The organism is Gordonia sp. NPDC003504 (assembly GCF_053587995.1).
Window position 1 is genome coordinate 189,797 of sequence record NZ_JBSFPC010000001.1, and the last position, 26,571, is coordinate 216,367.

Sequence of the window (26,571 nt, forward strand, 5' to 3'; positions counted from 1 at the left end):
ACTCCCTGGTCGCGGGGTGTGTGCAGTCAGAAGCTGCCGCGACGCTGTGCGACGGCCGCCTTGACCTGCGCGTCGCCGTAGGTGTCGAGCCAGTCCAGCAACCCCGGGTAGGTCGCCGGATTGTTGGCCACCAGCACCCGCAACTCCGGTGCGGCGGCCGCGATCTGCGAGAGGACCTGCGGGTCGGTGCCCGGATTGGATGCCTGCGCGGCCGTATACGGATGCGCCGGCGTCGCAGGCGCAGGCGCGACCGGGTTCGGGGACATCGGGTCGGATGCCATCGAGTTGGGCGTCATCGGGTTCGGGCCGGGATATACCGGGTTCGGTCCGGGATGCGCCGGGTTCGGCGTCGATCGTCCGCCGAATGCCGGGGCGATCACCGAGCGCCACGCATATGCCGCGTGGGCGATCGTCGTCTGCGGGCCCGCGGCCATCGGCATTCCGGTGGCCAGGAAGAAGGCGTACACGCCGGCCACGATGAACAGCAAGATCGCCACCGGCCAGAACACGAAGATGAGGATCACCGCGAGCACCGCGATGATCCCACCGCCCACTGCGGCACGGACCGGCGCGCCGGCCGTGTTCGGGCCCTGGGCACCGAAACCCGGTCCCGGCCGGGCGGGACCGAATGGTGCGGGCTGTTGTGCCGGATACGGCCCGGTGGCCGGCGGCTGTTGTGCCGGATACGGCCCGGTGGCCGGTGGCTGTTGTGCCGGATACGGCCCGGTGGCCGGCGGCTGTTGTGCCGGATACGGCCCGGTGGCCGGCGGCTGTTGTGCCGGATACGGCCCGGTGGCCGGCGGCTGGGAAGGATACGGCCCGGTGGGTGGCACGCTGGGCGACTGCCCGGTCGGGGGTTGACCCCAGCCGGGTGAGGACTGATACGGGTTGGGCTGCTGCGGGTTCGGTCCGCCGCCGTACGGAGGTGTGGTCATCGTTCTACCTGCCTGCTCAGCACTCGGCCGCGATGTTGCGGGTATCGCTACGGAAACTGGACTCACTCACCAGGTAGCCGGTGTTGGAGTCGAGGTCGTCGGCGTCGGCGCGGACGCCACTGTCGTCGTAGTCCTTGGCCGCACTGATCAGGGCATCGAGCTCGTCGGTGACGTCGTATTCCGAGTCGTCCTCGAAGGCGTTGACCGCGACCCGATACGCAGAGCACAGTTCGCTGTTCGTGGTGGAGTAGCTGTTGAACGCCGAGGTGGCACCGCCGCAACTGCCGAGAGCGCCGAACAGCAGGCCGAACACCACGAGTACTGCGGCGACGGTGGGCAGCAGCGGTATCCGATTGACGACATCGGCCGCTTGGTTGCGCCCATGGGTTGGTGACGGAGGTGTGGCCATCGTGCCAAATTAGCAATGGCAACCATCGACGCGATGTCGTCCGTTCGGACTCATTCGTCGCGTTCGTCGTCTTCGTCGGTGTCGGTGTCGGTGTCGGTGTCGACCTCGACGAGGTCCAGCCGCACCCCGAGTAGACGCACCGGCCGGCCCTGCTCGAATTTCGCGAGCACCTCGAGCACGGCGGCGACGATCGTGTCGCGGTCGGTGGTCGGTGCGGCCAGCTTCCGGGATTTGGTGCGGGTGTAGAAGGTGGCGGTCCGCACGGTGACCGCCACCCGGAAGGGTGTGCGGCCTTCGGCGACGATCTCGCCGAGCAGTTCGTCGGTGAGGTCGGTGGCGGCCGCGGCGATCTCGGCCGGTTCGGTCAGGTCGGTGGCAAAGGTGTGTGACTTGGAGTGCGACTTGGCCTCGAAGGGTTCGACGGTGATCGTCGCATCCCCACCGCCGCGGCACAGGACGTAGAGCCAGTTGCCCTGGTGTGGGCCGAATCTGGCGATGAGGTCGTCCTTGTCGGTGGCGATGAGTTGCTCGACGGTGGCCACGCCCATCGCGGCCAGTTTGTCCGCGGTGCGCGGTCCCACACTCCACAGGTCTCCGGTCGGCGCAGAACCCATGAGCGGCAACCAGTTCCGTTTGTCGAGCAGAAACACCCCCGGCGGCATCGCCCGATCGAGCCCGGCGTCGCGGATTCCCCGTTTGGCGAAGCCGGTGGCCATCTTCGCGCGTTGTTTGTTGTCGCTGATACCGATTCGGCAGGCCAGCCCGCACTCGGCGGCCACCCGTTCACGGATGCCCGAGGCCAGGGCGAGGATCTCGTCGTCACCGAGTTCGTCACGGCCGAGGTCACTGTCACCGCCGGATACGTCGCCGATTCCGGCGTACGCCTCGTCCCATCCCCACACCTCCAGCGGATGACCCATCTGCCGCAACGTCGTCATCACCTGTGCGGAGGCGGCGTCGTAAGCGGACATGTCCAGCGGCAGGTACACCGCGTCGGGCATCTTGCGGTGTGCACTGCGCAGGGGCATCCCCGCTCGCACCCCTGCCGCACGGGCCTCGTAGGACGCGCAGGTCACCACCTTGCGCGCCTCGGTGGGGTCACCATTGCCGCCGACGATCACCGCCGCGCCCACCAGCTCGGGACTGCGGAGTCGCTCGACGGCGACCTGGAACTGGTCGAGGTCGATGTGCAGCAGCCACCGGTGGCGGCGCGGGGTCGACGCGCTCACCCGAGCCAGCCTACCCGGGCAGCTCAGTACCCGCGGCCGCTCAGGCCGGTTCCGGCGTCGGCAGTCCGGACAGCTTGCAGGCCAGGTGCAGCGAATGCGGGTTGAGTCGGACGAGCGTGAGATCCGAAGTGCCGTGCACCAATTCGACGGCACCGGCGGTCGGCAGCCGGTGCTCATCGGGCACCGCGAAGATCGACGCGGCATGACCGACGGCCCACCCCAATCCCTCGACGTCGGATGCCGACAACATCGGAACGATCTGAGAAAGAACAGAATTCATCATCGAACGATCTCGATGCAGGGGTGGCGGGACCAGGTTCAGTGACCGCGACGCCGTCGCACAGTCGGTGGGATCGCTGAGTGCATGGGTGGCCACCAGCAGGAAGGCCAGCCGGAGCAGATCGGCCCGGCGGGGATCGGACAGGGCGACGGCGTCGTCGACCAGTGTCCGCTGCGCGCGGACCGGCAGTGCACCGGACGCCGTGCGCAGGGCCGACTCGGCGTCGCGTCGGGTGAGCATGGCGTCCCGCAGCATCACACCGAGCACGTCCGCGGCGCGGGTGTGCCGATTGATGGAGGAGCGGATCTGGTGAGCCAGCGCCGCATCAGGTCCGGCACCGTCACCCCAGATGGCATTGGGCGACAACATCATTCGCAGCGAGGGCAGGAACAGTAGCGACTCGATGTCGAGCGCCTCGAGGATCGCGGCCGCGCCGAGGAATCCGCGTCGCGCACGCGACTGCGCATCCTCGAAACCCTGCAGATCCGCCTCGAAATCCACGTCGGTCATCCCGTCCACGTCCCACCCTGCGTGCATTTCTTCTGCGCCCCGACGTGCACGTTCCCGGATGTAAGTTAGACCACAGCGCCCGTTATGTCCAGACGGGGCGCACACGCCTTTTGGCAACGGACGTATCCCGAATGGTGTAGTGGCAGTGCACCGTTCAGAACAGCAAAGCGGTCAGTAGAGTTCGGGCCGACGGTCGGCGAGGTAGGTCCAGCCCGCCCGCGACCGGGTGAGTTCGTCGCGGTCGGCGGTACCGAACACCAGGTGTTCGCCGGGTTCGCCGAGGGCCTCGACCGCCCCGCTGGGACCGATCCATTCGCTGAGACCCCCGTAGGCCAGATCTCCTTCACTGCCAATGAGATTGGCGTAACCCACATACACCTGGTTCTCCAAGGCGCGGGCCGGCAACAGGATGCGTTGCACATCGTCGTACTCCGGCATGTTGGCGGTCGGGACGCAGACGATGTCGGCGCCGCGCAGCGCCAGCGAACGCACCACCTCGGGGAACTCCACCTCATAACAGATCCCCAGGCCCAGTCGCCAGCGGCCGAGCCCGGCCACCGGGGCGGGAACCGTTCCGGGCGCGAACATCTCGGTGTCGAGGTCACCGAACAGGTGGGTCTTGTGGTGGGTGGCCAGCAGCCGACCGTCGGAATCGACGAGCCGGATCGCGTTGTACACCTCGCCGGCCACCAGCTCGGCGCACCCGTAGAGCACGGCGAGCCCGCTGGCCGCGCAGATCTGCGACACCGCCGCCGCGATCGGCCCGTCGGGAGCGTCGGCCCGCTCCCCCGCGGCCCGCGCGCCGATGTTGTACCCGCACACGAACATCTCGGGTGTGATCAGCAGGTCGGCTCGCCCGGCGCACGTCGCGGCCGCCCGTCTCAAACGCTCCAGATTGCGTTCCACGATATCCGGGGTGTCCGGGGGTAGCGGCGTGGCCTGCCAGAGTGCGACGCGCAGAACATCCGCCGGTGTCGTCCCGTTCATCGTCGCGTCACTCACCGATGTCGATCGGTCCGAGGTCGGCGTACACGTCGCCGGGACCGGGATTCTCGGGTGCGCAGCGACCACCGAAGTGCGTCAGCACACCCCACACCGCGTTGAGTCCGGTCTGCACCGCACCCTCCACCCACGCCGGGGTGAAGGAGACGTCGTCGCCCGCGATGAAGATGCCGCGCTCGGCGTCGGGTAGCAGATGCTGATCGTGGAAATGCCCGTACATGCGGGTGTTGTACCGATAGTGGCCCGGCAGCGCACCCTTGAAGGCGCCGAGGAAGTTCGGGTCGTCCTCCCACGACACGGTGATCGGCCGTCCGACGATGTGCTCGGCGATGTCGACGTCCGGGTAGATCTTCCGTAGCGCCGAGAGCGCCAGGGAGACACGGCGTTCCACCGAATGCGGCAGCATCTTGAGCGAATCACTCATCCACGAGTACGACAGGCAGATCACCCCGGGCCGGTCGGGTCCGTTGTCGAACAGATAGGTGCCGCGGGTCAGGCGGTCGGTCAACGTCATCGACAGCACGTCGCGGCCGGTGTCGGGGTCGCGGTCTGACCAGAAGGGACGGTCGACGAGGACGAAGGTCTTCGATGACTGCATGTACCGGGTGCGATCCAGCGCCATCCACAGATCCTGACTGAACAACGACTCGTCGCAATCGATCTCGGTGGACAGCAGCCACGCCTGGCAGGTGGCGACCACCGCGGAGAACTCGCGTCGCTCGCCCCACCGGTCGGTGACCTCGATGCGGTCGGGACCGAGGCGCCGCAGTGCGCGCACCCCGGGTTTGGGCACCCCGCGGTGCAGCGACGACAGCGACGTGCCGACCGGCCAGTGCGCGATCCGGTGCGGTGCATGTGACCACAGTCGACGCGGAACCTGTTCGACCCCACCGACGATGAGGTACTGGTCGGTGTCGCAGTTGGTGAGCACCACCCGCAGGATCTCGAGCATCGAGTTGGCGAAGTCCGAATCCCAACCGCCGGTACCGAATCCGACCTGACCAAAGAGTTCGCGATGCCGAAAGCTCAGCAATCCGAACTCCGTCGAGGTGGCGAGGAAGTCGTAGAAGCTGCGGTCGTCCCATTCGGCGACGAGGGCATTCCAGCGTCGTTTCAGCTCGGCGGTGTCCCGTTCGGCAATGGCGCGTTGCAGGCCGGAGAAGCCGGCGATGCGTTCCAGTGCGGCGTCCCAGGCGTCGGAGATTTCCTGGTAGATCGGCGGCAGATCGTCGAGGGTGCGGGCGTACAGCGTCTCCCCGCCGATGTCGATGACGGTGCTGCCCGCCGCCTCGGTCAGGGGATTGGGGAACGGGCGGATGCGCAGTCCGAAGGTGTCGACGTAGTGAAAGAAGGCTCTCGAGGAGATCGGGAACCGCATGCCACCGAGTTCGGCGACCTCCGGTTCGCCGGGGACGAACGGCTCGGAGCGCAGTCGGCCGCCGATCCGGTCGGGTTCGTACACCACCGGCTTCAGACCGATCTTCATCAGCTCGTAGGCGGCGACCATGCCCGCCATCCCCGCGCCGATCACCGCAACCTCACTGCCGAGCGCCTCCGGCGGCACCGTGCCGATCCCGGCCGGGTGGCCGACCCAGTCGTCATAGGGAAACGGGAAGTCCGGACCGAAGATGGTGATCGGGGGCTCGGTGGTCGGCACTTCGGTGGTCGGCTGCATCCCTCGTAGGGTAGGTCCTCCGGCCGCCAGAGGAGGGGAAGTGACGCGCGTCATGGCGATGCCGGGAACTTTCCGGCGCGTACCGCCGACCTCTGACGCGAGACTCGTCAGCCACGGGACTCATCAGCCCCTCGTGTGAAGGCAGGATTCGAGTTGGTCACCACCCCACCCCTGGATGAGGGGGCCGCGCCGGCGTTCGCGTCGTCGCGCTCCTCTGCGTCATCGCCGTGCCCGGAGCCCTCATCCCGGCCGCGTCGTGCGCGCGGCGCCGCCGACCGTTGGCGTCCGCTGCTGCTGCGCTGGCACTTCTACGCCGGCATCCTGATCGGCCCGTTCCTGCTGGTCGCCACCATCACCGGCACGTTGTACGCGCTCATCCCGCAGCTCGATCGTGCGATCTACAGCCACGAGCTGACCGTCGACGATCCCGGTGGCACGCCGATCCCCCTCGGTGAGCAGGTGGCCGCGGCCCGCGCGGCCCACCCGGAGGGTTCGATCGTCTCGGTGACTCCGGCACCAGCGGCCGGCGAGACCACCCGCGTGGTGCTGGCCGTCGACGACGTCCCGGCCGATCACAACCGCACCGTCTTCGTCGATCCCCACACCGGCGAGGTGCGCGGTGAGCTGACCAGCTTCGGCGAGTGGTTGCCGGTGCGCGCCTGGTTCGATGACCTGCACCGCACTCTGCACCTGGGTGAGGTGGGCCGCAATTACAGCGAGATCGGTGCGAGCTGGTTGTGGGTCGTGGCGCTCGGCGGTCTGGTGCTGTGGATCGGATACCGGCGCCGCACACACAAACTCAAGCGACTGCTGGTGCCCGATCGTCACACACCCAGACGTCAACGCACCCTGAGTTGGCACGGCGCGGTGGGTGTCTGGATCATCATCGGCCTGATCGGGCTGTCGGCGTCGGGCTTGAGCTGGTCACGTTATGCCGGTGAGAACATCGGCGAACTGCGCACCGAGTTGTCGTGGACGACGCCCGGCGTATCCACCGAAGCATCCACCGAACCGTCCGACGATACGTCCGCGCATCACGGCGCGGGTGCCGAAACGGCACCGGCCGAGGTCGATCCGGCGGCGTTCACCCAGGTCTACGAGACCGCACAGCAGGCCGGTCTGGTCGGCCCGATGGTCATCTCGGTGCCGGCGGCCGCGGGTGCGGCGTGGTCGGTGTCGGAGAATGCGCGCGGATTTCCGAGTCACTACGACTCGATCGCCGTCGATCCGCACACGTATGCGGTGACCGACCGGGTCGACTTCGCGGACTGGCCGTTCATGGCGAAGATGACGACGTGGGCGATCAGTGCCCACATGGGCCTGTTCGGCCTGATCAACCAGGTCGTGCTGATCCTGCTCGGCGTCGGGCTGATCACCGTCATCTGCCGCGGCTACCTGATGTGGTGGCGTCGCCGCCCGACGAAGGGCGGGCTCCCCAAGGCGCCCGGGCGGGGTTCGTTGAGTTCCCTGCTGCCGGCCGAGGCGCTGGCCCTGATCGTCGTCGTCGCCGTCCTCGGCTGGTTCCTCCCCTGGTTCGGGATCCCGTTGGCGCTGTTCGTCATCGTCGACGCGGTGTGGGGAATCGTGTCGAAGCGGCGGGAGTCCGCGCAGTCGGGTGAGTCCCGGGTGAGCGCGCGATGATCGCCGACGAGTTGCTGCGGTGGGTCGTCACAATCCTGTTCGGACTGGCCGCGGCGCAGTGCCTGTACCTGATGGTTGTGAAATCGATGCCCTGGCAGGCCTATGTGGGGCATGCGCTGCATCTGATCATGTCGGTCGCGATGTTGTTGATGGCCTGGCCGTTCTCCGCGGACTGGCCGACGGTCGGCCCGCTGTGGTTCTTCGTCGCCGCGGCGGTGTGGTTCCTGGCCAGCCTGGCGGTGCCGAACTCGTCACGCCCGGCCGTCGACTGTGGTTGCGTCCCATCGACATCCACCACCACCGGGCGGATGGCGGCGGTGTACCACGCGGCCATGATGGGGGCGATGGCCTGGATGTATGCGGTGATGAACGGCAGCCTGCTGCCGGGAACCCCTGCAGCGCAACCGATGGCGTTGGCGTTGGGCCCGGGTGGTGTGGGTTCCGGCCACCCGGTGGTGCTCGCGCACAGTCACGGCGGTGGCGACATGGGCGGGATGGACATGACTCACATGGCACCGCAGCCGGGATATGTGGCGCCGGTGAACTGGGTTCTGGCGCTCGGGTTCGCGGTCGCCGCGGCGCTCTGGCTGTACCTGTACTTCGATCGTCGCCGACGTGCCGGTGCGCCCGACGACGTGTTGTCCTTCGCCGGCGATCTGTGTCAGGTGTTCATGGCGACCGGCATGTCGATCATGTTCTTCGTCATGGTTGTCTAGGACGCATGGGACGTGTGTATGAGTCGGTGGCACCGCTGTGGGTGACGGCGATTTCGCTGGTGGCCGTGCTGATCGTGGCCTGGGTGTTCGGTGCGATCGCGCGCTGGGTGCTGCGGCGCCGTGCCACGTTGAATGGCACAACCGCGGTCGTGCTGGCGATTCTGGGCTCGGCGGTGGGACTGTTCATCGCCGGCGCGATCACGCCGGACACGCACCTGTGGCAGCCGACCGCGATCGGGTCCGCCCTGCTCGGTTCGATCGCGGTGATCGCCGCCTACGGGGCGGTCGCCGCGCATCTGCAACGCCCCCGACGAGCGGGCGTGGCCGAGCTGATCGCCGCGGGCGAATCCGCGCAGGTGGAGTTCAAGTCGACGGCCCGGATCAACACGCGCACCGGTGAGAAGGATCCTCGGATGGAGCAGGTGATCGTCAAGACCGTGTCGGCGTTCCTCAACGCCGACGGCGGGACGTTGCTGATCGGCGTCGACGACGAGGGCACGCCGCTGGGTCTCGACGCCGACTACGCCACCCTGAGGGTGCCCGACGCCGACCGCTTCGAGTTGTGGCTGCGTGATCTACTGACCACCGCGCTCGGACAGAATGCGGCCGCCGCCGTCGACGTGTCAATCGAGGACGTGGCGGTCCCCGATTCCTCTGGGACACAACCGGTCTGCCGGGTGGTGAGCCACCCGTCGCCGCGGCCGGTGTATCTACGCCCCGGCAAGAACGCCCCACCGGAGTTCTGGGTCCGCACCGGCAACTCGTCGCGCCACCTCGGCGTCGACCAGGCCGCCGACTATGTCATGCACCGCTGGCCGTTGGGTGCCGGCGCTGCCCTCGCCGCCCAGGCGCGCTCGGCGGTGCGGTTCTCGGCGGGTGGGTGAGGTCCGGAGTCCGTCGGACTCCGTCTGGTCTGCGATGGGGATTGCGGACTGCAATCGTCCGCAATCCGGGCGATGCTGACTCCATCGGTGCACAACGCATCCGATCCCTCGATCCGAAAGGCACGTGCTCATGGACTGGACCCTGGAAGTCGCGTTTCTGCCCGTCACCGACGTCGACCGCGCGAAGGACTTCTACACACGCATCGGCTTTCACCCCGACCACGATCAGTCGCCGTCCGAGGACATCCGCTTCGTGCAGATGACCCCACCCGGGTCGGGGTGTTCGATCGCGTTCGGCACCGGACTGATCGAGGGTCAGCCGCCCAATGCCGGAACCCTCATGCTGTGCGTGTCCGACATCGAGGCGGCCCGGCAGTCCTTGCTCGACAGCGGCGTCGACGTCTCCGAGGTCGATGTGCAGTCGTGGGGGCACTTCGTCTACTTCGACGACCCGGACGGCAATCACTGGAACGTGCAGTACCTGCCGTATCGGTATGGGAAGTGAGTCCACCGACCCGGTGAGCACCTCCCCGCACCCATTTCACCTGCTCGGCTCCCACATGCACGCGATGCATTCCGTGCATGTGGGAGTTGCGCGTGTAGCTACCTCTCCGGATCGTCGAACGCCACGACGATGTGGTCCGCGGATTGCGCCACCTCGACACCCTGTGGGCCGCCACGTAATTGCGCTCCGTGGCGGCCCACCTTCACCCGGCCGTCGGGCATCCGTACGACGGTCAGACCGTCGGCCCACTCCGTGATCTGGTTGCCCGATCGGTCGAGAGAGGTCCGCGGTTCACCAAACGGGAGCGTGGACTTCGGGGCCGACCCGGGCCGTGGCGGTGTCAGAGATGGCGGCGCCGGTGGCGGTGGTGGCGGCTGGGCCCTGGCCGCGGGGTTCTCGGCGACGACGCCGGCGGGCACCCGGTGCAGCCCGGCCCACCGGTCGCGGGCGACGACCGTCGGGCCGATCGCACCGAACACGGCGCCGGGCGTCACCATCGCACCCACCACCAGCTCGACACCGGACAGCACGCCGTCGGCGGGGGCGGTGATCAGCAGCGACGTTGCCGCGGCCTGCACCCGGGCGATCGGCTCGCCGGTCCGCACCCGTTGACCTTCTCGAGCGAGCACGCCGGCCACGACGGTTCCGGGCACCAGCGCCGGCATCATGATCCGCACCCCGGTCGCGGCGAACGGATTCGCCTCGGCGGGAACTGCGGCGGTGCCGACCGGAACGTCGATGTTCGTCGAGCGCAGCAGCCCACCTTGGGCAACAACGGTTTTCGGATCACCGATTCGGCCGATCCGACCGACCCCGGACAATGCGGCCGCCACGCTGGGGATGTTGCTGGTGCCCCCGGTCAGGTACACCACCGGCAGGCTGGCCCGGCCCGACACCGCGTCGGCGCCATCGATCGCCTGCCGGGTCAAATCCACCGCACGTTGCACGTAGGGCGCGATCATCTCCTCGAATTCCCTGCGGGTCAACAGGATCGGTCGTCGTCCGCCGGGTAGTTCGATCGAGGTCCGCGAATCCTCCGACAGGTTCTCCTTCGCGATCCGCACGTGATCACCGAGGGCCAGTGCCGCGGCCTGTTCCTGCAGCAGCGCAGGCAGCTCCGGGTCGAGGCGACCGGCCTCCTCGAGCACCCAGCGACGCAGCCGGGCGTCGAGGTCATTCCCGCCGAGGGTGTTGTCGCCGCCGGACCCGATGACGGTGAACCCGCCACTGTCGTGCGCGAGCACGGCGACGTCACAGGTCCCCGCCCCGAAGTCGAAGACACACATCCGCTCGTTGGCCGCCACGTCATGTCCCTGATGGACGTAATACCATGCGGCGGCCAATGATTCGGATACCGTACGGATCTGCTCCGGCCGGATTCCGCCCCGTTGTGCGGCGCTGCGCAGGATCGCCTGACGACGTTCACTCCAATTGTCCGGGTGGGTCAGGATGACGGTGTCGAAGGAGCCGAAACCCGAATACCGCAGCGCGGTCCGGTGTACGTGATCGAGGACGACGCCGATGATCTCCTCGACCGGCCAGAAACGGTCACCGAGTTCGATCTCGCCTTCCACCAGGCGGGATTTCGGGGATTCCTCGTAGGCGTCGGGACGGTGCAGTCGTATCGCGCGGGCGGCGGAACCCACCACGATGTTGTCGCCGTCGGCGCCGACCGCCGACGGCATCGTCACCACATCCGCCGACAGCGGCACGACGACGGGGTCGGCGGTGTCGACCCGGAACGCGGCGGCGGTGTTACTGGTACCGAAATCGATGCACAATCGTCGCCTACCCTGCGATGCCGCGCCCGCCACCGTCAGCTCCCGTCGTCGGACGCCGGCGCTCCGGCCGGTTTCTGTTGCCCGACCGGACGTTTCAACACGGCCACGATGTTCTTGCGGATGGTGTCGATTGCGGTGACCTTGGTCCGCAGCTCTGTCACGGCCTGCTTGCGATCCTCGGCCGAGCGCTTGGATTCGGCCGCCGCGTCGTTGAGGATCTTCGCCGATTCCGCGAGCGCACTTTCGAGTTGGAGATCATAGGCCACCCGCAGATCGCCCATCGCCTGCGCGTTGAACGCCTTCAACTGCGACCGCACGTCACCCTTCATGTCGTTGACCGCCTTGGTCAACCATTTGCGGTGATTCTCCTTGCCGGTGCGGGTGGCCCGGAATCCCAGCACGATGCCGGCCCACACCGGCAGCGCGATGAAGCCCACGCCGGGGATCAGCGCGAGCGGTCCACCGGAGGCCATGGTGGTGATCAGGATGGGATCGAGGAAGTTCTTCCACGGCGACACCTTCTTCTCACCACGCAGGTGCAGATCCTCCTGCCCCTCGGTGAGGCGGTCGAGCACCGAGACGCGGATCTCACTGTCGGAGAACAACTCGTCGGCGATCCGTTCCACGCCGACGACGTAGGCAGCAGAGACCCGATGGGCCACCGCCTCCAGGTCGACGGTCATCTGCGACACCAATTCCTTGGAGGCGCGCGGTATCTCGTAGAACTTGAGCTTGTCGATGCGACGCGACCACTGATCGAAGAGTCCGTCGAACTCCTCACGCAACATGTCGTCGGAGGTCACCGACAACGCCGCCATATCCTGCTGGAGGCGGGCCTGCCATTCCCGTTTGTGATCCTTGAGGCCGGCGAGTCGTTCCCGCTCGGCCTCGATCTCGACACGCACCGCCGGAGCGGCCTTCACCGTCTCGATCTCCAGCAGCAGCCGGGTGCGTACCGTGTCGAGTCCGCCGAAAGCCACCTGCAGCGCGTTACGTTCCGGCGCATCCGAGGTGGCACGCACCAACGGGGTGAGCGCGCCGACGAGGTCGGAGACCCCGGAGGCGGCCCGCGCCCGCGTGGCCGTCTCGGGGTCGGCGATCGACGCGGCCTGCGCGGCCACCCGATTAGACACCCCGATGATCGGCGCGTGCGCGAAACGTGGTGCGTGCCTGGCGATGAGCGTGCGATTCTCGGCGAGCACGGTGCGCCACTGCCGCATCACCAGATCGATTTTGGTCACCACGATCACCACCGACGAGATCTCCGCGCCCACCGCGCCGAGGAACTCGAGTTCGGGGGCACTCATCGGCGCCGTCGCATCGCAGACCATCACCAGCACACCCGCGCCGCGGCTCGCACTCATCACCGCCTCGACGTGTTCGGGTATCAGCGATCCCACGCCCGGGGTGTCGACGATGACGGTGTCGGGAAGCACCGTCGAGGCGATGCCGACACGCGCCGACACCGCGGGTACGCCGACCGCCACGATGTCACCGTCGGCGCCAGAGGACGCCTGCGTCGTCACCGTGCGGCCCTCATCGGCACCGCCGACGGTGACCCAATCGGCGAGTGCGGCGACATCGATTCGGTGTGTCACACCGGGGAATTCGATGTCGGCGGCCCCGACGGGCAGGTCGTCGGTGGCGGGCACGTACCGCACGTAAATGCTCGTCGCCATCTCCGTGTCCACGGGCGCGACCGGCGCGTTGGCCGGTGCGCCGACCAGCGTGTTGACCAATGAGCTCTTGCCCCGGCTGATCTCGCCGACGATCACCACCGACGCCTCCGGCGGCGCGGCCGCGGCCACCCGTAGCGCACGGTCGGCGATCGCATCCTCACCGTGTTTGCGCAAGGCATCGACGGCCACCCGTAGTACCGTCGCGGCACTCGGTGGCGTTTTGCGCGGCGCGGCTTCTTGACTCATCATGCCGTCCACAGGCCGCGGCGGACGAGCTGAAATGTCTGTTCCAGCACCAACAATGCCTCCCGTTCGGCCGAGGAGCCGGCCAGTGATCGCCGGCCGCGGTAGTCCACCGCGCGGGACCGGGCGGCCGCGTCGATGTCGGTGGGTGCCGCACCGGGTGGCAGTCCGAGCAACACCCGCACGTCACGCACCGCCACCGCGTGCCCGAGGTCGGCGACCACCTCGCTGTCGGGGTGCCACCTCGCGAGGGCCTCCAGCGCGGCGACCTCGCGGAGCCGGTGCAATTCCGGCGCGGACTCGGCGTCCTCGATGGCCACCAGGATGGCGGCGCGATGCGGACTGCGGGTGGCGAGGTCTCGCAGTTCGCCGAGCATGGTTCGGGCCTTGAGCACGTCACCGACGGCGACGAATCGTCGTCCGATCGCCTGCCGGAGATCCCCCACCCCGGAAACCCGTTGCAGCCATTCGCAATAGGCCTGCGCGCCGTCGGCGGCGATATCGGCGCCGTCGTCCATGGCATAGGTCCCGACGAGTTCCTCGAGCCGGCCGAGCAACTCGACGTCGATGCCCGGCGGCGCCGGTGCACCACCATCGATGATCGACAGCAGTTCCCACGTCTCCAGGTTCCCGCGCGCCGCGATCGCGGCCGTCTCCCGTTCGGTGACACCGCAGACACCGGCCTCGGCCATCAGACCCGACACCGGCACCACAGCACCCGCGGTGGCCGCGAACCGGCGCTGGATGCGGCGGGCGATTTCGAGCGCCTTGAGCATCGGGCGCTCGTCGGCGATCAGATCGGCCTGCGAGATCACCAGGATGGTGTTCTGTGCCGACGCCCCACAGTTGCGGAGGAACTCGACCTCGTCGGTCTTGGGGCCGCCGGCGTCGTCGAGGAGGAAGAGGATGACGTCCGGGCGCGGCAACCCCGACCGTCCGCTGAACACCCGCCGCGTCGCGGTCTCGGCGGTGTCGGTGAAACCCGACAGGCCGGGGGTGTCGATGATCTGGAAGAAATCCCGCAACAGCCGCGACGGCGTGTACGCGACGGCATGGTCGATGTCGCGGGCCGGCCGCCCGAGGTCGCCGCGCACCGGTCCGGGCACCTCGGTGACGGTCCCGTCCATCCCGATCACCTCGACGCGCTGCGGCGCACCAGCCCGGTACAGGGTGGCCACGCGGGTGCATTCGGCCCGGTCGGTCGGTGCCACGCGATCACCGACGAGCGCATTGAGCAGCGTCGACTTCCCCGAACTGACCCGACCCGTCACCGCGACGGTGAGCGGGGCGTCGAGGTCGGCGCGTAACCGCTGCGCCACCTCACGCTCACCGATCCGGGCGACATCGTCGAGTAGTTGCCCGAGCCGGTCGCGTAGGGTCGTCCGCGTTGCCACCGCGTGGTGCCTCCCGTCGGATGTCAGGTCGGTCCGTCGAATCTGGTCGGCCACGGGAACATTCTGGCCCGTGTACTACTCAAAGAGGGTAAACGGGCATCGCAGGGGTGCGCGTATCAAACGACCGACGGAGACGGAGTGCGGCGATGACCGACGACATCGAGACGTGGCTGGCGGCCAACGATCCCGCGTCTGACCTGACCGCACCCGACGACGTCTGGGAGTCCGCACTGGCGACCGCATTCGATCCCGACGCCGAGGCCGACGACGACCTGACCGCGCCGGCCGGTGACGACCCGGCGGACGACGCCGACGGGGTCGACGCTGACGGGGTGGACGCTGACGGGGTGGACGCTGACGGGGTCGATCTGGATGAGCTCGACGCGGCCGGCACTGATCCGGACGGCACTGATTTGGACGACGCCGATTCAGATGACGCCGATCCGGACGACGGCTGGATGGACGACGACCTCTCCCCTGCCGATCCCACGGACGACGACCCGTCCTGGGATCAGGACGACTCCGACTCCGGCGACGCCGACTTCTGAGTCGTGAGACGGCAATAGTTCGCTCGCCAAACAACTTTCATCCCATTCCCCAGCCTCGTTCCATCCCCTACGATGAGCGGGTGCCCCCGCACGGCGGCCCTACGGCCACGTCCGCCTCGTCCCCGGCCGTCGACACCGACACGGCCGACCTCCTCGCGCGAGCTCAGGGCGGCGATCAGCAGGCATTCGCCGAACTCGTCTCGGCGCAACGTGATCGCATGTGGGCGATCTGCCTGCGAATCACCGGCAATGCCACCGATGCCGAGGACGCCCTCCAGGAATCCCTCGTCGCCGCATGGCGCGCGCTGCCCCGGTTTCGTGGTGACGCCCGCCTCTCGACGTGGCTGTTCCGCATCGCCTCCAACGCCGCGCTCGCTCAGATACGCAGGCGCGCAAACACTTCAGACATCGATGACGTCGAGCTGGAATCGTCGACCGATATCGCCGGGCAGATCGTCGTCGCCGACCGCATCGCCGAGGCACTCGCGCAACTGCCCGACGCCTACCGCGCCACCTTCGTCCTACGCGTCTACGGCGACCTGTCCTACGCCGAAATCGCCGAGGCCCAGGGCATCGGGCTGCAGACCGTCCGAAGCCGGATCTCCCGCGCGAGAACGATCCTGTCCGAACTCCTCGCAGATCTGAGGTGATGCCTGAAGGTTCCCACGTGCAGTGGTCCTCCATCGAACGAATGACATCGGCATCCGCTGGAACATTTCGGGGCTGTGCGTGCTCCAACCAGACAGAAGCACAACACGACCTCCCGAAAGGAACCCCACCATGACCACCACCTCCTACACCGACATCGACGGCGACGGCATCAACGAGACCGTTCAGGTCGGCGACACCAACGGCGACGGCGTCGACGACACCCTCGCGGTCGACGCCGACGGCGACGGCGTCTTTGAGTACGGCGAGTCCGACACCGATTTCGACGGCGCCACCGATACCGCCGTCTACGACACCGACGCCGACGGCAGCTACGACTACGCCGAGATCGACACCGACGACGACGGGATCACCGACCTCGCGATCGTCGACATCGACGGTGACGGCGAGTTCGACGAGGAGACCGCGGTCCCGCTCGACGAGGATGCGGCCGACGACGGCGGCTTCGACGCCTGACCTGACCGATCCACCTTCAACCCACCCACCACCCCAGGAGACATGACATGACCGAACAGCCCGTGGACCTCGACGACGACGGCGTCACCGACGGCTACGCATCCGACACTGACGGCGACGGCGTCATCGACACCGTGGAGGCCGACCTCGACGGTGACGGCTACACCGAAACCGTCATTACCGACACCGACGGCGACGGGGTAGGCGACCTGATCGAGGTCGACACCGACGGCGACGGCTACACCGACACCGCAGCCCTCGACACCGACGGCGACGGCGAGTTCGAGACCTCCATCCTCGACACCGACGGCGACGGGTACTACGACACCGCCGTCGACGAGGACGGCAATGTCGTCGATCTCGAGGAGTCCGGCGACGACGACGGCGGCATCGACGCCTGAGCCTCCGACTCACGCCGGCACATGGCCCCTGCACTCTTCACGAGTGCGGGGGCCATCCCGTTGGGGCGGCTTCCAAGCCGCTGATCGAGCACCCATGGGTTCGTTGGCCGAGCGCCCCATCCGTCGGTCGAGCCGGGCGGAGCGCCGGCCGCCGCGTTGAGCTCCGTCGAAACGACGCCCGTGTGGCGACCCCTCATGCCACGCGCGTGTGGCGCGGTACCAGCAGGACACCGGCGATGCAGCCGATCGCGGCGCATCCCAACGTAATCCACGGCCACGCAGTGAGCGTCACCGTGTCTGACTGCAGGTCGATGGACTTCCCGAGCGCCGCGGTCCGCAGATCCGCGTCGAGGACGAACCACAGGGCAGCGGCCATTGCGAGTGCCGACGCGGCGATGCAGAGGTGGCCCGCCCGGCTCGGCCGGTAGGACGGAGCGGTCCGCCACAGTGCCACCACCGTCACCAGGCAGATCGCGGCCAATATCGTCGCTCCCGGCGCCGTGGTGGCCCCGAGCACGCGGACACTCTCGAATGCGCCGGGATGGCTGACCGCGTCACCGGCGACGTCGGAGGTGTCGGGAATCGTCACGCCCCGGGCCCGCGCCCACGGCATCAACACTGCGATCGCCGCGACCCCCGAGGTCAGCAACAGCACACCCGACCACCGGCCCTCGCCGCGGCTCACGGCGTCGGCGGAGCCGGTGTCATCGAGGTGGCGCCGGGAGTGGCCGGCGCCTGGGAGGGCGCGGCGGAATCGGCGGGCGCGAGGTCGGGGGTACCGGTTCCGGTCGAACCATCCTGCGCCGCGTCGGCGATCCCGGCCACATCGGTGATCAGCCAGTTGTCGTCACGGTCAAGGGTCACCGTGTAGGGGGTGACGGTATTGAGTCCGGCGGGATTCTGGGTACTCGTCATGTGCGTCGAGACGAAGACCTGCACCACGAACTGCCGATCCGCGCGGACGTCGACCGTCGTCGCGGCGATGAGCCTGGCGGTCTGATTCCACTGCACCTCCTGGATCAACGGGGTGAGAGTCTTGACCGCCACGTCGAAGCGCGAGGTGAGTTCGGGGGCGGTGCCCTTCTTCAACGCCGTCGACCAGGGAGTGAGATCCCGGAAGTCGAACGTCGCCGCACCCACGGCATAGTCACCGGCGACGCGTTCGGCTGCCGCCTTGTCGGCGGCGAGTTGCTCGGCTGCGCTGAGCTGATCGGATCGCTGACTCAACAGGATTCCGAGCACGGTCGTCGCCACCAACGCGGCCACACTCAACGCGACGAGTCCGACGATCACCGGATGCCGTCGAGGATGCAGGTTCTCGGTGAGTTGCGCGCGCAGCGACGGTGCCGGCGGCGCGGCCGGCGGCGCAGATGCGGCCTTGGTGGCGGACTTGGCCTTCTTCTTTTTCTTCTTCTTGGCCGGTGCGGCAACGGATGTGGCGGACCCGGAATCGGTCGACACCTCCCCGGTGGCCTCGGTGGTGTCGGTGGCCTCGATGGTGTGGGACGCCTCGATGGTGTCAGGGGCCTCGATGGCGTCAGGGGCCTCGGTGGTCTCAGCGGTCTCGCTGATGTCGGTGGACATGGGCTGCTCCTCGTCTCAGTTCGGGATGGTCACGTTCAGGCGCACGCTGTCGCCGGGCAGCATCTGCATGACCCGGTCGAGCACGGCGGCGATGTCGAGATTGGCCAGCGGGCCGCCCGACCGCTGCGCCGCGGGCAGCAGGGTCTGCGCCAGCGAGCCGATGGGAGGCGCGATCGTGGCCACCAGCGGCGCCGCCCGGTTGAGCGTCGGCTTCCACCGCTCACCGATGAGTTCGCCGCCGCGGGTGAAGTCGGCGAAGGGTTTGACGCTGGTGATTACGCGCCGCAGGCTCTCGCCCGCGTACAGCAATTCGGGGCTCGTCGCCCGCAGCGCCGGCCCCACCCAGTCGGCGCGTTGCAGGATCGACGTCGCATTGCCGATGACCGTCACCAGCGCCGGCTGCGAGTAGATCATCGTCGCCGCGAGCAACTGGGCAGCCGGGGCGAGGCGGTCCACCGCCTCGTCGGTTCCGGCGAGTGCGGCCGAGAGGGTGTCGACGAGGCGATTGACCAGACCGGGATCGACCTGATCGAGCAACTTCTCCGCCGACCCGAGAAGCTCGGGCACCGATGCGGGCACTTCGACGGCGGTGGCCTCGACGTGGTCGCCGTCGGCGAGAACCGCTGTACTGCCGGCACTCTGGGGTGTCACGACGATGCCCGATTCGCCGAGCATCGACTGCGCGGACAGGTCGAACCGGCTGTCGACCGGGATGTCGTAGCGGGCGTCGTAGGCCACGGAGACCTGCACCGCCGATCCCTGATAGCTCACCGAGGTGACCTCCCCGATGTCGACGCCGCGCAACAGCACCGCCGAACCGGCGTGTAAGCCATTGGATGTCGGGACGGTCATGGTGACCGTCGTCGTGTCGTCGAGAGGTCGTACGTCGAGGACACCGAGCGACAGGTACGCCGCCGACGCCACCAGCACCGCTACGGTTCCCACGATGGCGGCGATGTTGCGGGCGAGCATCGCGGTGCCGGTCATCGCAACGCCCCCATCATCCGCAGCACCGACGCCACCGAGCGCGTCACGTCGGCGTCGTCGAGGGTGACCTGGTCCACGGAGATGGCGCCGTCCTTCACGAACGGTATGACGTCGGTGCGCGTCACGTCGATCAGCGCGCCGATGTTGCCGTTGAACTGCGTCGAGTGGGCCGAGTGGCTCCGCAGCAGCGGAACGAGCTTGTCCAGGAAGGGATTGAGTTGGGCCAGTCGCGGGGCCAGCCAGCTCAGCCCGGCGGCCAGCGCACTGGATCCGGCGACGAGTTTGAATCCTTCGTTGACCGAGTTGAACACCGCGCGCAACCCGAATTGGCCCTTGTCGCCGAAGGAATAGCCCAGCGCATCGGGGTTGGCCGCCATCTCGGTCGAGGCCTTCTGCAGGCTGGTGATCATCGCGTCGAGATCGCGCGTGCCCGCAGCCAGGTCGGTGATGTCCTGCGCGCCGACCCGGGATGCGCCGGCCAGGTCGCCGCCGGTGTCCACCGACTCGTTGATCTGCCGGATCGAATCCTGCACGCGCAGAATCGATCCGCCGGACATGAAGTCGGCGAGGTTGACGATGATGTCCTCGACCTGCGGTCCGGGGTCGGTGTCAGCGACGCCGATCACCGCGCCGTCGGGCAGCATCGACGACGACGGAGAAGTCCCCTCGGGCGGGATCAGCGCCACATAGATGTCGCCGAGCAGCGTCGACTGCCGCAGTTCGGCGGTGGAACCGGCCGGTACCCTGGCCTGCTGAGCGAGATCGATGCTCAGGCGGGCGGCGTCGGGCACCAGACCGATGGATTGCACTGTGCCGATCTGGGTTCCGCGGGCCAGCACCCGCGCGCCGAGCGGCAGGTTGACGACGGAGGCGAAGTCGACGTAGAGCGTCGAACCACCCGACGACGCGGTGAGCCGCGGCAGCAGCGTGACCGGGTTGGTGCCGGCACCGATGATCGCCGTCACCAGCGCGGCGACCACGGCGAGCACGCACATCGCCATCGTCAGGGCACTGCGTATCCGGGCACCGTGCATCTGGAGGCCACGGCGCGCGATCATCGAGCACCCCCCTGCACCAACCGGGCGACGACCTCGGTGAGGTTCACCTCGGCGACCGACCCGGACGACGGGTCGCAACCGCCGGGATCGGCGCGATTGACCAAGGCGCACAACGCGGCACTGTCGGGGGTCCGCACGGCGACCCGCGGTGCGCGGTAGGACACCTGGAACGCGGCGGCTTTCCGGTTGATCGTCGTCGCGAGATTGGTCGCGATACCGGGTGTCTTCTCCAGGATGGCCGTCAGGTCATCGGTGTGGGCGATCGCCACGGTGACGAAGGGCATGGCGACGTCGGCGGTGTCGAGCACCGGGGGCAAGACATTGCCGAGGAGGTCGTCGAGGCCGGGTCCGGCCTCTCCCAAACCGTCGAAGATGTAGACGAAATCCTCGAACAGCCGGGCCATGAAGAAGGTCAACGATGCTGCGTTGACCCCGATCTCACGGATGGGATCCCAGTTCTGGTCGGCGACGTCGGTGAGGACGGCCAGGTTGTCGAAGACGGTGCGCATCTGGGCGAGGAAGTCCTTCGGGTCGGCCATCAGCCGGGACAGATTGGTGATCGTGGCGTTGATGTCGGGGCCGGTGCCGTCGAACTGGCGGTCCACCGCGGTGAGAAGTCCGCCCACCGGCGCGGCGGAATCCGTTCCACTGCCGCCGATCTCGTCGAACATCGTGGTGAAGGACGAGAACGCCGCACTCACCGAGATCGGTGTGTAGGACCGGCTGCGCGGTATGCAGTCGCCGCTGTCCATCGTCGGTCCGCCGCGGGCCTGCGCGTCGACGAGTTCGAGCCGGCGGTCGGCGAGCACCGAATTGTTCACCGCGACAACCCGTGCCGTGGCAGCGATCGGCCGGTCGTCGTCGATGGACATGTCGACGGTGACCTGCCCGTTGTGCGGCGCAATCCCGGTCACGGTGCCGACGCGCACCCCCCGGATGTTGACCGCGTTGCCGACATAGAGGCCCGCCGAGTCCGGCAGTTGTGCGCACAGTGCTCGTTTGTCGTTGTCGGACAACCGGAGCCAGACGACCACCGCACCGATCATGAGCGTGACCACCAGCAACGCCGCGATCAGCGCCGCGACGCGGCCACGGGGACGCACCACCCGGACGCTCATCAGCAGGTCCGTCCGGCGATCGGGATGCAGACGACGGAGTCGTCGATCACCTGGTCTCCGAAGTCCAACGACACGCCGTTGGGCGTGACGATGGTGGAGAGTCTGTCGGCGATCTCGCGGAGTTGCCGGATGGCCTCACCCATCTTCGTCGACATCTCGTTGACCTGACCTGCCGTCGAAGCGAGTTGATGCAGGGGTGGACCGATCCGGGTCTCGTAGGGCTCGCCGAAGATGTCACCGACGTAGAGGACCATCTCGGCGAGTGCGTCGTAGGTCTGGATACCGCGATCCTTGTAGCCGATGATCAGCGGCAGCACCGAGCGGATGCGGCTGATCATCTCGACGATCGTATCCCTCTGTGCGGCAATCGTTGTGGTGTACTCCCCACTCAGATCGGCGATGGATTCGAGTTGGTGTTGTTGGTCGTCGAGAAGTGCGGTGATGTCGGCGGCATTCGACAGGATGCCGCGGACCGAGCCGGGTGCGGCATCGAGACTGTCGGTGGCCGCGACTGCGGTGTCGCGCATCGTCAGCGCGTCGATCCGGCTCGCGGTGGAGGCGGCGGCGTCGAGGACCTCACCGGTCGAATACGGGATGGTTATCCGATCCTTGGGAATGGCGTTGTCGCCCAACGGTGCCGTGCCGGCCGGCAACAGCGCGACGTAGGCGCCACCGACCACGGTGAGCATCCGGACCTGCATCGAGGTCTGGTCGCCGAGGAATACCGACGAGTCGACGTCGAGGGTGACCTCCACCTCCCCCTCCCCCTCCCCTTCCCCCTCCCCCAGGGTCACCGCGGTCACGTCACCCACCGGTATCCCGGCGACCCGCACCTCGGTGCCGCCGGTGATTCCGCCGCTCTCCTCCATCACCGCGTGATACTGCGCGCGTCCGGGTGGCCGAAGATAGAACATCGACGTCACGGCCACCAGGATCACCACCACGACCACCAGGCCGATGGCCCAGGCGAATTCACCGCGGCGTCCGATCTCGTCACGGACCGCGAAGTCCTCGATGCGGGTGCGCAGGGACGCGCCGCCGGTCACGCGCGACACAGCGTCACCTTCCCGCCGCCGAGCAGCACGGTCCCCATGGCGGGCAACGCCATCCGGCCGTGCGAACAGTTCGCGTCGATCCCGGACTGCCCCATCGTCGCGTTGATGGGGGCGAGCATTGTCGGCACCACCGACAGCACCTCGGTGAGGCGCGTGGTGTCGGGGATGAGTTCCATCAGCCGGGCAGAGATGTGATCGTGCCCGCCGAGGCCGAGATCGAAAGTGCTCTTCATCAACTCGACGATGGGCGGGAACACCTCCGAACCCGTTCCGAAGGCCTTCTTGAGCAGGTCGAGACGATTCTCGAGCGTGTCGAACAGCATGCGCATGCTCGACATCAGGGTGGTGATCATCGACGACTTGCCCTGCAACTGGTCGGACACCACACCGAGGTTGTTGAGGATGACCGTGATCATGGCGCGTTTGTCGGTGGCGAACTGGGTCAGTCGATCGATGTCACCGAGCACCGCACCGATCCCGACGCCGTCCTCACCCTGGATCAGGTGCAGCAGGTTGGTGGCGAAGGTGTTGAACACGGCCGGGTCGGCGCCGACGAGGATCGGCCGAAGACCGTTGAACAGCTTGGTGATATCGAAGGACCCGACGGTCTTCGACGCCGGGATCACCGCGGCCGGGTCGATCGGGGCGTCGGACGTACCGGCGGAGGAGTTGCCGGCGGAGGAGATGGTGGCGGCGTCGGTGATCGCGAGATACCGCTGACCGACCAGATTCTGAAATCGGATGGCGAGTTGGTCGTGCCCGGTCAGCCGGTTGCTCGTGCGCACCGAGAACGTCACCAGCGCAAGACCATCGGGTTGCAGCTCGATGTCGTTGACCTTTCCGACCGCGACACCGCGAATCCGGACGTCGGCGTTGAGGTGCAGACCGAACACGTCGGTGAACTCGGCGCGGTAGGTGTCGGTGTCGCCGCCGACGGGCCGGTTGATCGCGGCGACAATGGCATACAGCGCCAGGATCACCACGGCCGCGACGAGAAGCAGACGCATGACGGCCGAACGCGCACTTCTCACGATCCGGCCCCCGATCGTGCGAGCAGCTGGCTCATCGGAGCCGAAAAGCCAGGCACCAGGTCGAGATTCACCTCGGTCGACAGGGTGGTCCTGCCGGTTCGCGGGTCGGTGTGGAAGGCACCGCCGAAGCGGTCGATCAGCCCGGCGAGCTCGTCGGGGGTAACCCCGCGCAGCGCGGTGCCCAACGGGGTCGTGAACGCGTTGACCAGGTCGAGGGTCGCCCCGAACGGGCTCATCCCGTTGAAGAGCGCACCGAGCCCGGAGAACAGGTCACCGATGTCGCCGATCATGCTGGTCACGCTGGCGGTGTAGGCGTGGTCGGCCAGCAGCGGATTGGTCAGCGTGGTCTCCAGACCGGTGATCGCCGACGCACCCGCCACCGCCACACCGTCGAAGGCGTCGGTGGCGCCCGGCAGCAGGGTGCGTATCCGGGCGGTCTGTCCGCGTTGCAGGGTCTGCAGCGCGACGGTGGTGGCGGTCATGAATGGTGCCAGACGAATGGTGGTGTCGCTCAGATCTTTCAGCAGATCGCTGAGTTCGGGGGTGAGTACCGGCAGGGTGACGCCGCCGGCGCTGCGCATGACGGCGGTCATGGTGTTGTCGGCCGGCGGCGCCGCCAGTGTGATGACGCTGCCCGGTCCGACCGCCCTCCCCGTCGTCGCTGGACTCAGTCGCACGGCATCGGAGCCGAACAGGTTGCGGGAGACGAAACCGACCTGTGAGTCGTCGGTCAGCTCGCCGAGGTGGTCACCTTGGGCGCAGATCGTCAGTCGGGTGGAGTCGGGCCGGGAGATGTCGAGGTCGCAGACGGTGCCGATCGTCTCCCCGCGGACGTCCACCGGCACCCCGTTCTGGATGCCGTCGGGCACGCTCGGTGCGACGATGTCGAACTCGACCATTCCGCCGTCACCGGAAAAGGGTTGAACGACAAGCAGTGCCACGATCGCGACGATGGCCGCCACCGTCAGCAGTCCCCGGATGCGCAGGGTACGCGCGGAACGCTCCCGTCCTCGTGTCATGCGAAGTTCAATCCCGAGTTGAGGCCCCAGAACATCAGCGACATCGCCATGTCGGCGGTGACGATGAGCACGAGGCTGGCCCGGATGGCCCGTCCGGAGGCGATGCCGACACCTTCCGGGCCGCCGTGGGCGAAGAACCCGTAGTAGGTGTGCGCGATGATCACGATCACCGCGAAGACAACGACTTTCACCGTCGAGTAGATCACGTCGACCGGACTGACGAAGGCCTCGACGTAGCGGTCGTAGGCGCCGGCGGACTGCCCGTAGAAGACGCTGACCACGATCCGCGAGGACAGGTACGCCAGGCACAGCGACACCAGGTAGAACGGGACGATGGCGAGCACGCCGGCCACCACGCGGGTGCCCACCACGAACGGGATCGGCCGAATGGCCTGTGCCTCGAGGGCATCGATCTCCTCGGAGATCCGCATCGATCCGATCTCGGCGGTCATCCGGCAGCCGGCCTGGGCGGCGAATCCGACGGCGGCGATGATCGGGGCCATCTCGCGGGTCGCGGCGTAGCCGGTGATGAGTCCGGCCATCGGGGACAGATTCAGCGACGACAGGCTGGTGACACCGAGGATGCCGATCATCCCGCCCACCGAGAGACCGAGGATCGCCAGCACACTCGCGATCCCGCCGCCGACCATGATCGAGCCGTTGCCCCAGGTGGTCTCGGCGAAGGCCGCCATCGTCTGGGTTCGGTAGGCCCGCACAGTGTGCGGCAGTCCGGCGAGGACGTCGAGGACGAAACTCGTCTGGCGGCCGATGTGCTCGAAGGGACGTCCCGCCGACCGGCCGGCGCGCGACAGGCCGGGGAAACGGGTGCTGGGGACGAAGCCCGTCGTCTGCGGTGCCACGTCAGATGACCTGCACCGGGATGAACAGGGCCGTCACCTGAGTGATGATCACGTTGATCACCATCGACGCGACGATGCCGAGGACGACGGCCGCGTTGACGGCGTCGGCCACGCCGCGGGCACCACCGGCGGCTTCGAGTCCGCGGCGCGCCGCGATCACCACGACGACGAAGCCGAAGATGACGGACTTGCCGAGGCAGATCCACAGGTCGGTGGTCGAGGCGTAACTGCCGAAGGACTGCCAATACGATCCGGCCACCACGCCCTGGCCGGTGATGGCCACGATAAAACTGGCGGCCACGGCGATGACGATGATCAGGATCGAGAGCACGGGCGCCACCAGCACCATGGCGACCATGCGGGGTGCCACGAGTCGTCGGGTCGGGTCGATGCCGAGGACCCGCATCGCGTCGATCTCCTCGCGGACCGTCCGCGCACCGAGGTCGGCGGTGATCGCCGAGGCCCCCGCCCCACCGAGGAGCAGGGCCGCGGCCATCGGTGCGCCCTGCTGGATGACGCCCATGCCGCCGACCGCGCCGGCCATCGATGTGGCGCCGAGATTGCTGGTGAGGCCGCCGATCTGGACCGCGATGATCACGCCGAACGGCACCGCCATCAGCAGCGCCGGCAACACGGTGATGCTGAGCAGGAACCAGGCCTGGATGACCGCCTCGCGGATCGGGAATCGGCCGCCGATGATGTCGATGGCGGCGATGAGCGGGGTCCGCGCGCCGAGCCGTACGGTCCGGCCGAAGCTCTGGGCACCGGCGGCAAGTGGCACTGTCCGCACCTCCCCTCGCTCACACCCACAGGCAATCAAGCATTTGCTTGGTTTTGGAACACATGATGCGTTCTGGTTTCAGAATCTGTCCCGGCGAGTATCACACATGGATGTGTCTCGT

At 67.8% G+C, this 26,571-nt stretch carries 27 protein-coding genes; 8 read left to right on the forward strand and 19 right to left on the reverse strand.

Going from position 1 to position 26,571, the window contains the following annotated elements; translation table 11 throughout:
* Positions 1 to 26: 26 nt before the first annotated feature.
* From ACWDPV_RS00885 to ACWDPV_RS00910, 6 genes are all read right to left on the reverse strand, one after another.
* On the reverse strand, positions 27 to 935 hold the full coding sequence (locus ACWDPV_RS00885) for a variant leucine-rich repeat-containing protein (protein ID WP_449741385.1): 909 nt from the start codon (positions 933 to 935) through the stop codon (positions 27 to 29).
* A 16-nt stretch (positions 936 to 951) separates the two neighbouring features.
* Positions 952 to 1,344: a hypothetical protein gene (locus tag ACWDPV_RS00890; RefSeq protein WP_348806745.1), complete on the reverse strand. Its 393-nt coding sequence runs from the start codon at positions 1,342 to 1,344 to the stop codon at positions 952 to 954.
* 50 nt (positions 1,345 to 1,394) lie between these two features.
* On the reverse strand, positions 1,395 to 2,573 hold the full coding sequence (locus ACWDPV_RS00895; protein ID WP_449741386.1) for a DNA polymerase IV: 1,179 nt from the start codon (positions 2,571 to 2,573) through the stop codon (positions 1,395 to 1,397).
* Positions 2,574 to 2,613: 40 nt separating this feature from the next.
* Entirely contained in the window at positions 2,614 to 3,363 is a 750-nt protein-coding gene (locus ACWDPV_RS00900; protein ID WP_449741387.1) for a hypothetical protein, read from the reverse strand.
* A 171-nt stretch (positions 3,364 to 3,534) separates the two neighbouring features.
* Entirely contained in the window at positions 3,535 to 4,350 is an 816-nt protein-coding gene (locus ACWDPV_RS00905) for a carbon-nitrogen hydrolase family protein (RefSeq protein WP_449741388.1), read from the reverse strand.
* A gap of 7 nt (positions 4,351 to 4,357) precedes the next feature.
* Positions 4,358 to 6,040, reverse strand: coding sequence for a flavin monoamine oxidase family protein (locus ACWDPV_RS00910; RefSeq protein ID WP_449741389.1), 1,683 nt, complete (start codon positions 6,038 to 6,040; stop codon positions 4,358 to 4,360).
* Positions 6,041 to 6,193: 153 nt separating this feature from the next.
* On the opposite strand from ACWDPV_RS00910, the gene ACWDPV_RS00915 reads away from it, so the two are divergent.
* The 4 genes from ACWDPV_RS00915 to ACWDPV_RS00930 all read left to right on the forward strand — a co-directional run bounded on the left by ACWDPV_RS00915 (position 6,194) and on the right by ACWDPV_RS00930 (position 9,786).
* On the forward strand, positions 6,194 to 7,681 hold the full coding sequence (locus ACWDPV_RS00915) for a PepSY-associated TM helix domain-containing protein (RefSeq protein ID WP_449741870.1): 1,488 nt from the start codon (positions 6,194 to 6,196) through the stop codon (positions 7,679 to 7,681).
* The gene (locus tag ACWDPV_RS00920) at positions 7,678 to 8,397 is read left to right on the forward strand and encodes a DUF5134 domain-containing protein (RefSeq protein WP_449741390.1); all 720 of its coding nucleotides are present in this window, start codon (positions 7,678 to 7,680) and stop codon (positions 8,395 to 8,397) included. The genes ACWDPV_RS00915 and ACWDPV_RS00920 overlap by 4 nt, the downstream gene beginning before the upstream one ends.
* Positions 8,398 to 8,402: 5 nt before the next feature.
* Complete coding sequence (locus ACWDPV_RS00925; protein WP_449741391.1) at positions 8,403 to 9,281, forward strand: RNA-binding domain-containing protein; 879 nt, start codon at positions 8,403 to 8,405, stop codon at positions 9,279 to 9,281.
* Positions 9,282 to 9,411: 130 nt separating this feature from the next.
* Entirely contained in the window at positions 9,412 to 9,786 is a 375-nt protein-coding gene (locus ACWDPV_RS00930) for a VOC family protein (protein WP_449741392.1), read from the forward strand.
* A 98-nt stretch (positions 9,787 to 9,884) separates the two neighbouring features.
* Here ACWDPV_RS00930 and ACWDPV_RS00935 read toward each other — a convergent pair whose 3' ends face one another.
* From ACWDPV_RS00935 to ACWDPV_RS00945, 3 genes are read right to left on the reverse strand one after another with little or no spacing between them, the layout of a single operon-like run.
* Complete coding sequence (locus ACWDPV_RS00935) at positions 9,885 to 11,600, reverse strand: Hsp70 family protein (RefSeq protein WP_449741393.1); 1,716 nt, start codon at positions 11,598 to 11,600, stop codon at positions 9,885 to 9,887.
* A 2-nt stretch (positions 11,601 to 11,602) separates the two neighbouring features.
* Positions 11,603 to 13,495 carry a dynamin family protein gene (locus ACWDPV_RS00940; protein WP_449741394.1) on the reverse strand — a complete coding sequence of 631 codons (1,893 nt, stop codon included), beginning with the start codon at positions 13,493 to 13,495 and terminating at the stop codon, positions 11,603 to 11,605.
* Positions 13,492 to 14,883, reverse strand: coding sequence for a dynamin family protein (locus ACWDPV_RS00945; protein ID WP_449741395.1), 1,392 nt, complete (start codon positions 14,881 to 14,883; stop codon positions 13,492 to 13,494). The genes ACWDPV_RS00940 and ACWDPV_RS00945 overlap by 4 nt, the downstream gene beginning before the upstream one ends.
* A gap of 146 nt (positions 14,884 to 15,029) precedes the next feature.
* On the opposite strand from ACWDPV_RS00945, the gene ACWDPV_RS00950 reads away from it, so the two are divergent.
* The 4 genes from ACWDPV_RS00950 (at position 15,030) to ACWDPV_RS00965 (ending at position 16,957) form a co-directional block, all read left to right on the forward strand.
* On the forward strand, positions 15,030 to 15,431 hold the full coding sequence (locus ACWDPV_RS00950; protein WP_449741396.1) for a hypothetical protein: 402 nt from the start codon (positions 15,030 to 15,032) through the stop codon (positions 15,429 to 15,431).
* 80 nt (positions 15,432 to 15,511) lie between these two features.
* Entirely contained in the window at positions 15,512 to 16,081 is a 570-nt protein-coding gene (locus tag ACWDPV_RS00955; protein ID WP_449741397.1) for an RNA polymerase sigma factor, read from the forward strand.
* A gap of 130 nt (positions 16,082 to 16,211) precedes the next feature.
* Complete coding sequence (locus tag ACWDPV_RS00960; protein WP_449741398.1) at positions 16,212 to 16,556, forward strand: hypothetical protein; 345 nt, start codon at positions 16,212 to 16,214, stop codon at positions 16,554 to 16,556.
* A gap of 47 nt (positions 16,557 to 16,603) precedes the next feature.
* Entirely contained in the window at positions 16,604 to 16,957 is a 354-nt protein-coding gene (locus tag ACWDPV_RS00965; protein WP_449741399.1) for a hypothetical protein, read from the forward strand.
* Between the two features lie 193 nt (positions 16,958 to 17,150).
* On the opposite strand, the gene ACWDPV_RS00970 is transcribed toward ACWDPV_RS00965, so the two are convergent.
* From ACWDPV_RS00970 to ACWDPV_RS01015, 10 genes are read right to left on the reverse strand one after another with little or no spacing between them, the layout of a single operon-like run.
* A complete protein-coding gene (locus ACWDPV_RS00970) occupies positions 17,151 to 17,642 on the reverse strand; it encodes a hypothetical protein (RefSeq protein ID WP_449741400.1) in 492 nt (163 codons plus the stop codon).
* Positions 17,639 to 18,541, reverse strand: coding sequence for a serine/threonine protein kinase (locus ACWDPV_RS00975; protein ID WP_449741401.1), 903 nt, complete (start codon positions 18,539 to 18,541; stop codon positions 17,639 to 17,641). The genes ACWDPV_RS00970 and ACWDPV_RS00975 overlap by 4 nt, the downstream gene beginning before the upstream one ends.
* A 15-nt stretch (positions 18,542 to 18,556) precedes the next feature.
* A complete protein-coding gene (locus tag ACWDPV_RS00980) occupies positions 18,557 to 19,528 on the reverse strand; it encodes an MlaD family protein (protein WP_449741402.1) in 972 nt (323 codons plus the stop codon).
* Complete coding sequence (locus ACWDPV_RS00985) at positions 19,525 to 20,586, reverse strand: MlaD family protein (RefSeq protein ID WP_449741403.1); 1,062 nt, start codon at positions 20,584 to 20,586, stop codon at positions 19,525 to 19,527. Before ACWDPV_RS00985 ends, ACWDPV_RS00980 begins: the two co-directional genes overlap by 4 nt.
* On the reverse strand, positions 20,583 to 21,704 hold the full coding sequence (locus tag ACWDPV_RS00990) for an MlaD family protein (RefSeq protein WP_449741404.1): 1,122 nt from the start codon (positions 21,702 to 21,704) through the stop codon (positions 20,583 to 20,585). The genes ACWDPV_RS00985 and ACWDPV_RS00990 overlap by 4 nt, the downstream gene beginning before the upstream one ends.
* A complete protein-coding gene (locus tag ACWDPV_RS00995; RefSeq protein ID WP_449741405.1) occupies positions 21,704 to 22,759 on the reverse strand; it encodes an MlaD family protein in 1,056 nt (351 codons plus the stop codon). Before ACWDPV_RS00995 ends, ACWDPV_RS00990 begins: the two co-directional genes overlap by 1 nt.
* On the reverse strand, positions 22,747 to 23,766 hold the full coding sequence (locus ACWDPV_RS01000) for an MlaD family protein (protein WP_449741406.1): 1,020 nt from the start codon (positions 23,764 to 23,766) through the stop codon (positions 22,747 to 22,749). The genes ACWDPV_RS00995 and ACWDPV_RS01000 overlap by 13 nt, the downstream gene beginning before the upstream one ends.
* A 20-nt stretch (positions 23,767 to 23,786) precedes the next feature.
* Positions 23,787 to 24,809 (reverse strand): MlaD family protein, encoded by a 1,023-nt coding sequence (locus tag ACWDPV_RS01005; RefSeq protein ID WP_449741407.1) that lies wholly within the window; start codon positions 24,807 to 24,809, stop codon positions 23,787 to 23,789.
* Complete coding sequence (locus ACWDPV_RS01010; RefSeq protein WP_449741408.1) at positions 24,806 to 25,669, reverse strand: MlaE family ABC transporter permease; 864 nt, start codon at positions 25,667 to 25,669, stop codon at positions 24,806 to 24,808. Before ACWDPV_RS01010 ends, ACWDPV_RS01005 begins: the two co-directional genes overlap by 4 nt.
* Position 25,670: 1 nt before the next feature.
* Entirely contained in the window at positions 25,671 to 26,450 is a 780-nt protein-coding gene (locus tag ACWDPV_RS01015) for an ABC transporter permease (protein WP_449741409.1), read from the reverse strand.
* Between the last annotated feature and the right edge of the window lie 121 nt (positions 26,451 to 26,571).

What these genes read in the sequence shown, in the direction of transcription:
- ACWDPV_RS00885 (WP_449741385.1), bottom strand. Translation starts at nt 935, where the DNA reads ATGACCACACCTCCGTACGGCGGCGGACCGAACCCGCAGCAGCCCAAC.
- ACWDPV_RS00890 (WP_348806745.1), bottom strand. Translation starts at nt 1,344, where the DNA reads ATGGCCACACCTCCGTCACCAACCCATGGGCGCAACCAAGCGGCCGAT.
- ACWDPV_RS00900 (WP_449741387.1), bottom strand. Translation starts at nt 3,363, where the DNA reads ATGACCGACGTGGATTTCGAGGCGGATCTGCAGGGTTTCGAGGATGCG.
- ACWDPV_RS00905 (WP_449741388.1), bottom strand. Translation starts at nt 4,350, where the DNA reads ATGAACGGGACGACACCGGCGGATGTTCTGCGCGTCGCACTCTGGCAG.
- ACWDPV_RS00910 (WP_449741389.1), bottom strand. Translation starts at nt 6,040, where the DNA reads ATGCAGCCGACCACCGAAGTGCCGACCACCGAGCCCCCGATCACCATC.
- ACWDPV_RS00920 (WP_449741390.1), top strand. Translation starts at nt 7,678, where the DNA reads ATGATCGCCGACGAGTTGCTGCGGTGGGTCGTCACAATCCTGTTCGGA.
- ACWDPV_RS00925 (WP_449741391.1), top strand. Translation starts at nt 8,403, where the DNA reads ATGGGACGTGTGTATGAGTCGGTGGCACCGCTGTGGGTGACGGCGATT.
- ACWDPV_RS00930 (WP_449741392.1), top strand. Translation starts at nt 9,412, where the DNA reads ATGGACTGGACCCTGGAAGTCGCGTTTCTGCCCGTCACCGACGTCGAC.
- ACWDPV_RS00940 (WP_449741394.1), bottom strand. Translation starts at nt 13,495, where the DNA reads ATGATGAGTCAAGAAGCCGCGCCGCGCAAAACGCCACCGAGTGCCGCG.
- ACWDPV_RS00950 (WP_449741396.1), top strand. Translation starts at nt 15,030, where the DNA reads ATGACCGACGACATCGAGACGTGGCTGGCGGCCAACGATCCCGCGTCT.
- ACWDPV_RS00960 (WP_449741398.1), top strand. Translation starts at nt 16,212, where the DNA reads ATGACCACCACCTCCTACACCGACATCGACGGCGACGGCATCAACGAG.
- ACWDPV_RS00965 (WP_449741399.1), top strand. Translation starts at nt 16,604, where the DNA reads ATGACCGAACAGCCCGTGGACCTCGACGACGACGGCGTCACCGACGGC.
- ACWDPV_RS00975 (WP_449741401.1), bottom strand. Translation starts at nt 18,541, where the DNA reads ATGTCCACCGACATCAGCGAGACCGCTGAGACCACCGAGGCCCCTGAC.
- ACWDPV_RS00980 (WP_449741402.1), bottom strand. Translation starts at nt 19,528, where the DNA reads ATGACCGGCACCGCGATGCTCGCCCGCAACATCGCCGCCATCGTGGGA.
- ACWDPV_RS00985 (WP_449741403.1), bottom strand. Translation starts at nt 20,586, where the DNA reads ATGATCGCGCGCCGTGGCCTCCAGATGCACGGTGCCCGGATACGCAGT.
- ACWDPV_RS00990 (WP_449741404.1), bottom strand. Translation starts at nt 21,704, where the DNA reads ATGAGCGTCCGGGTGGTGCGTCCCCGTGGCCGCGTCGCGGCGCTGATC.
- ACWDPV_RS01000 (WP_449741406.1), bottom strand. Translation starts at nt 23,766, where the DNA reads ATGCGTCTGCTTCTCGTCGCGGCCGTGGTGATCCTGGCGCTGTATGCC.
- ACWDPV_RS01005 (WP_449741407.1), bottom strand. Translation starts at nt 24,809, where the DNA reads ATGACACGAGGACGGGAGCGTTCCGCGCGTACCCTGCGCATCCGGGGA.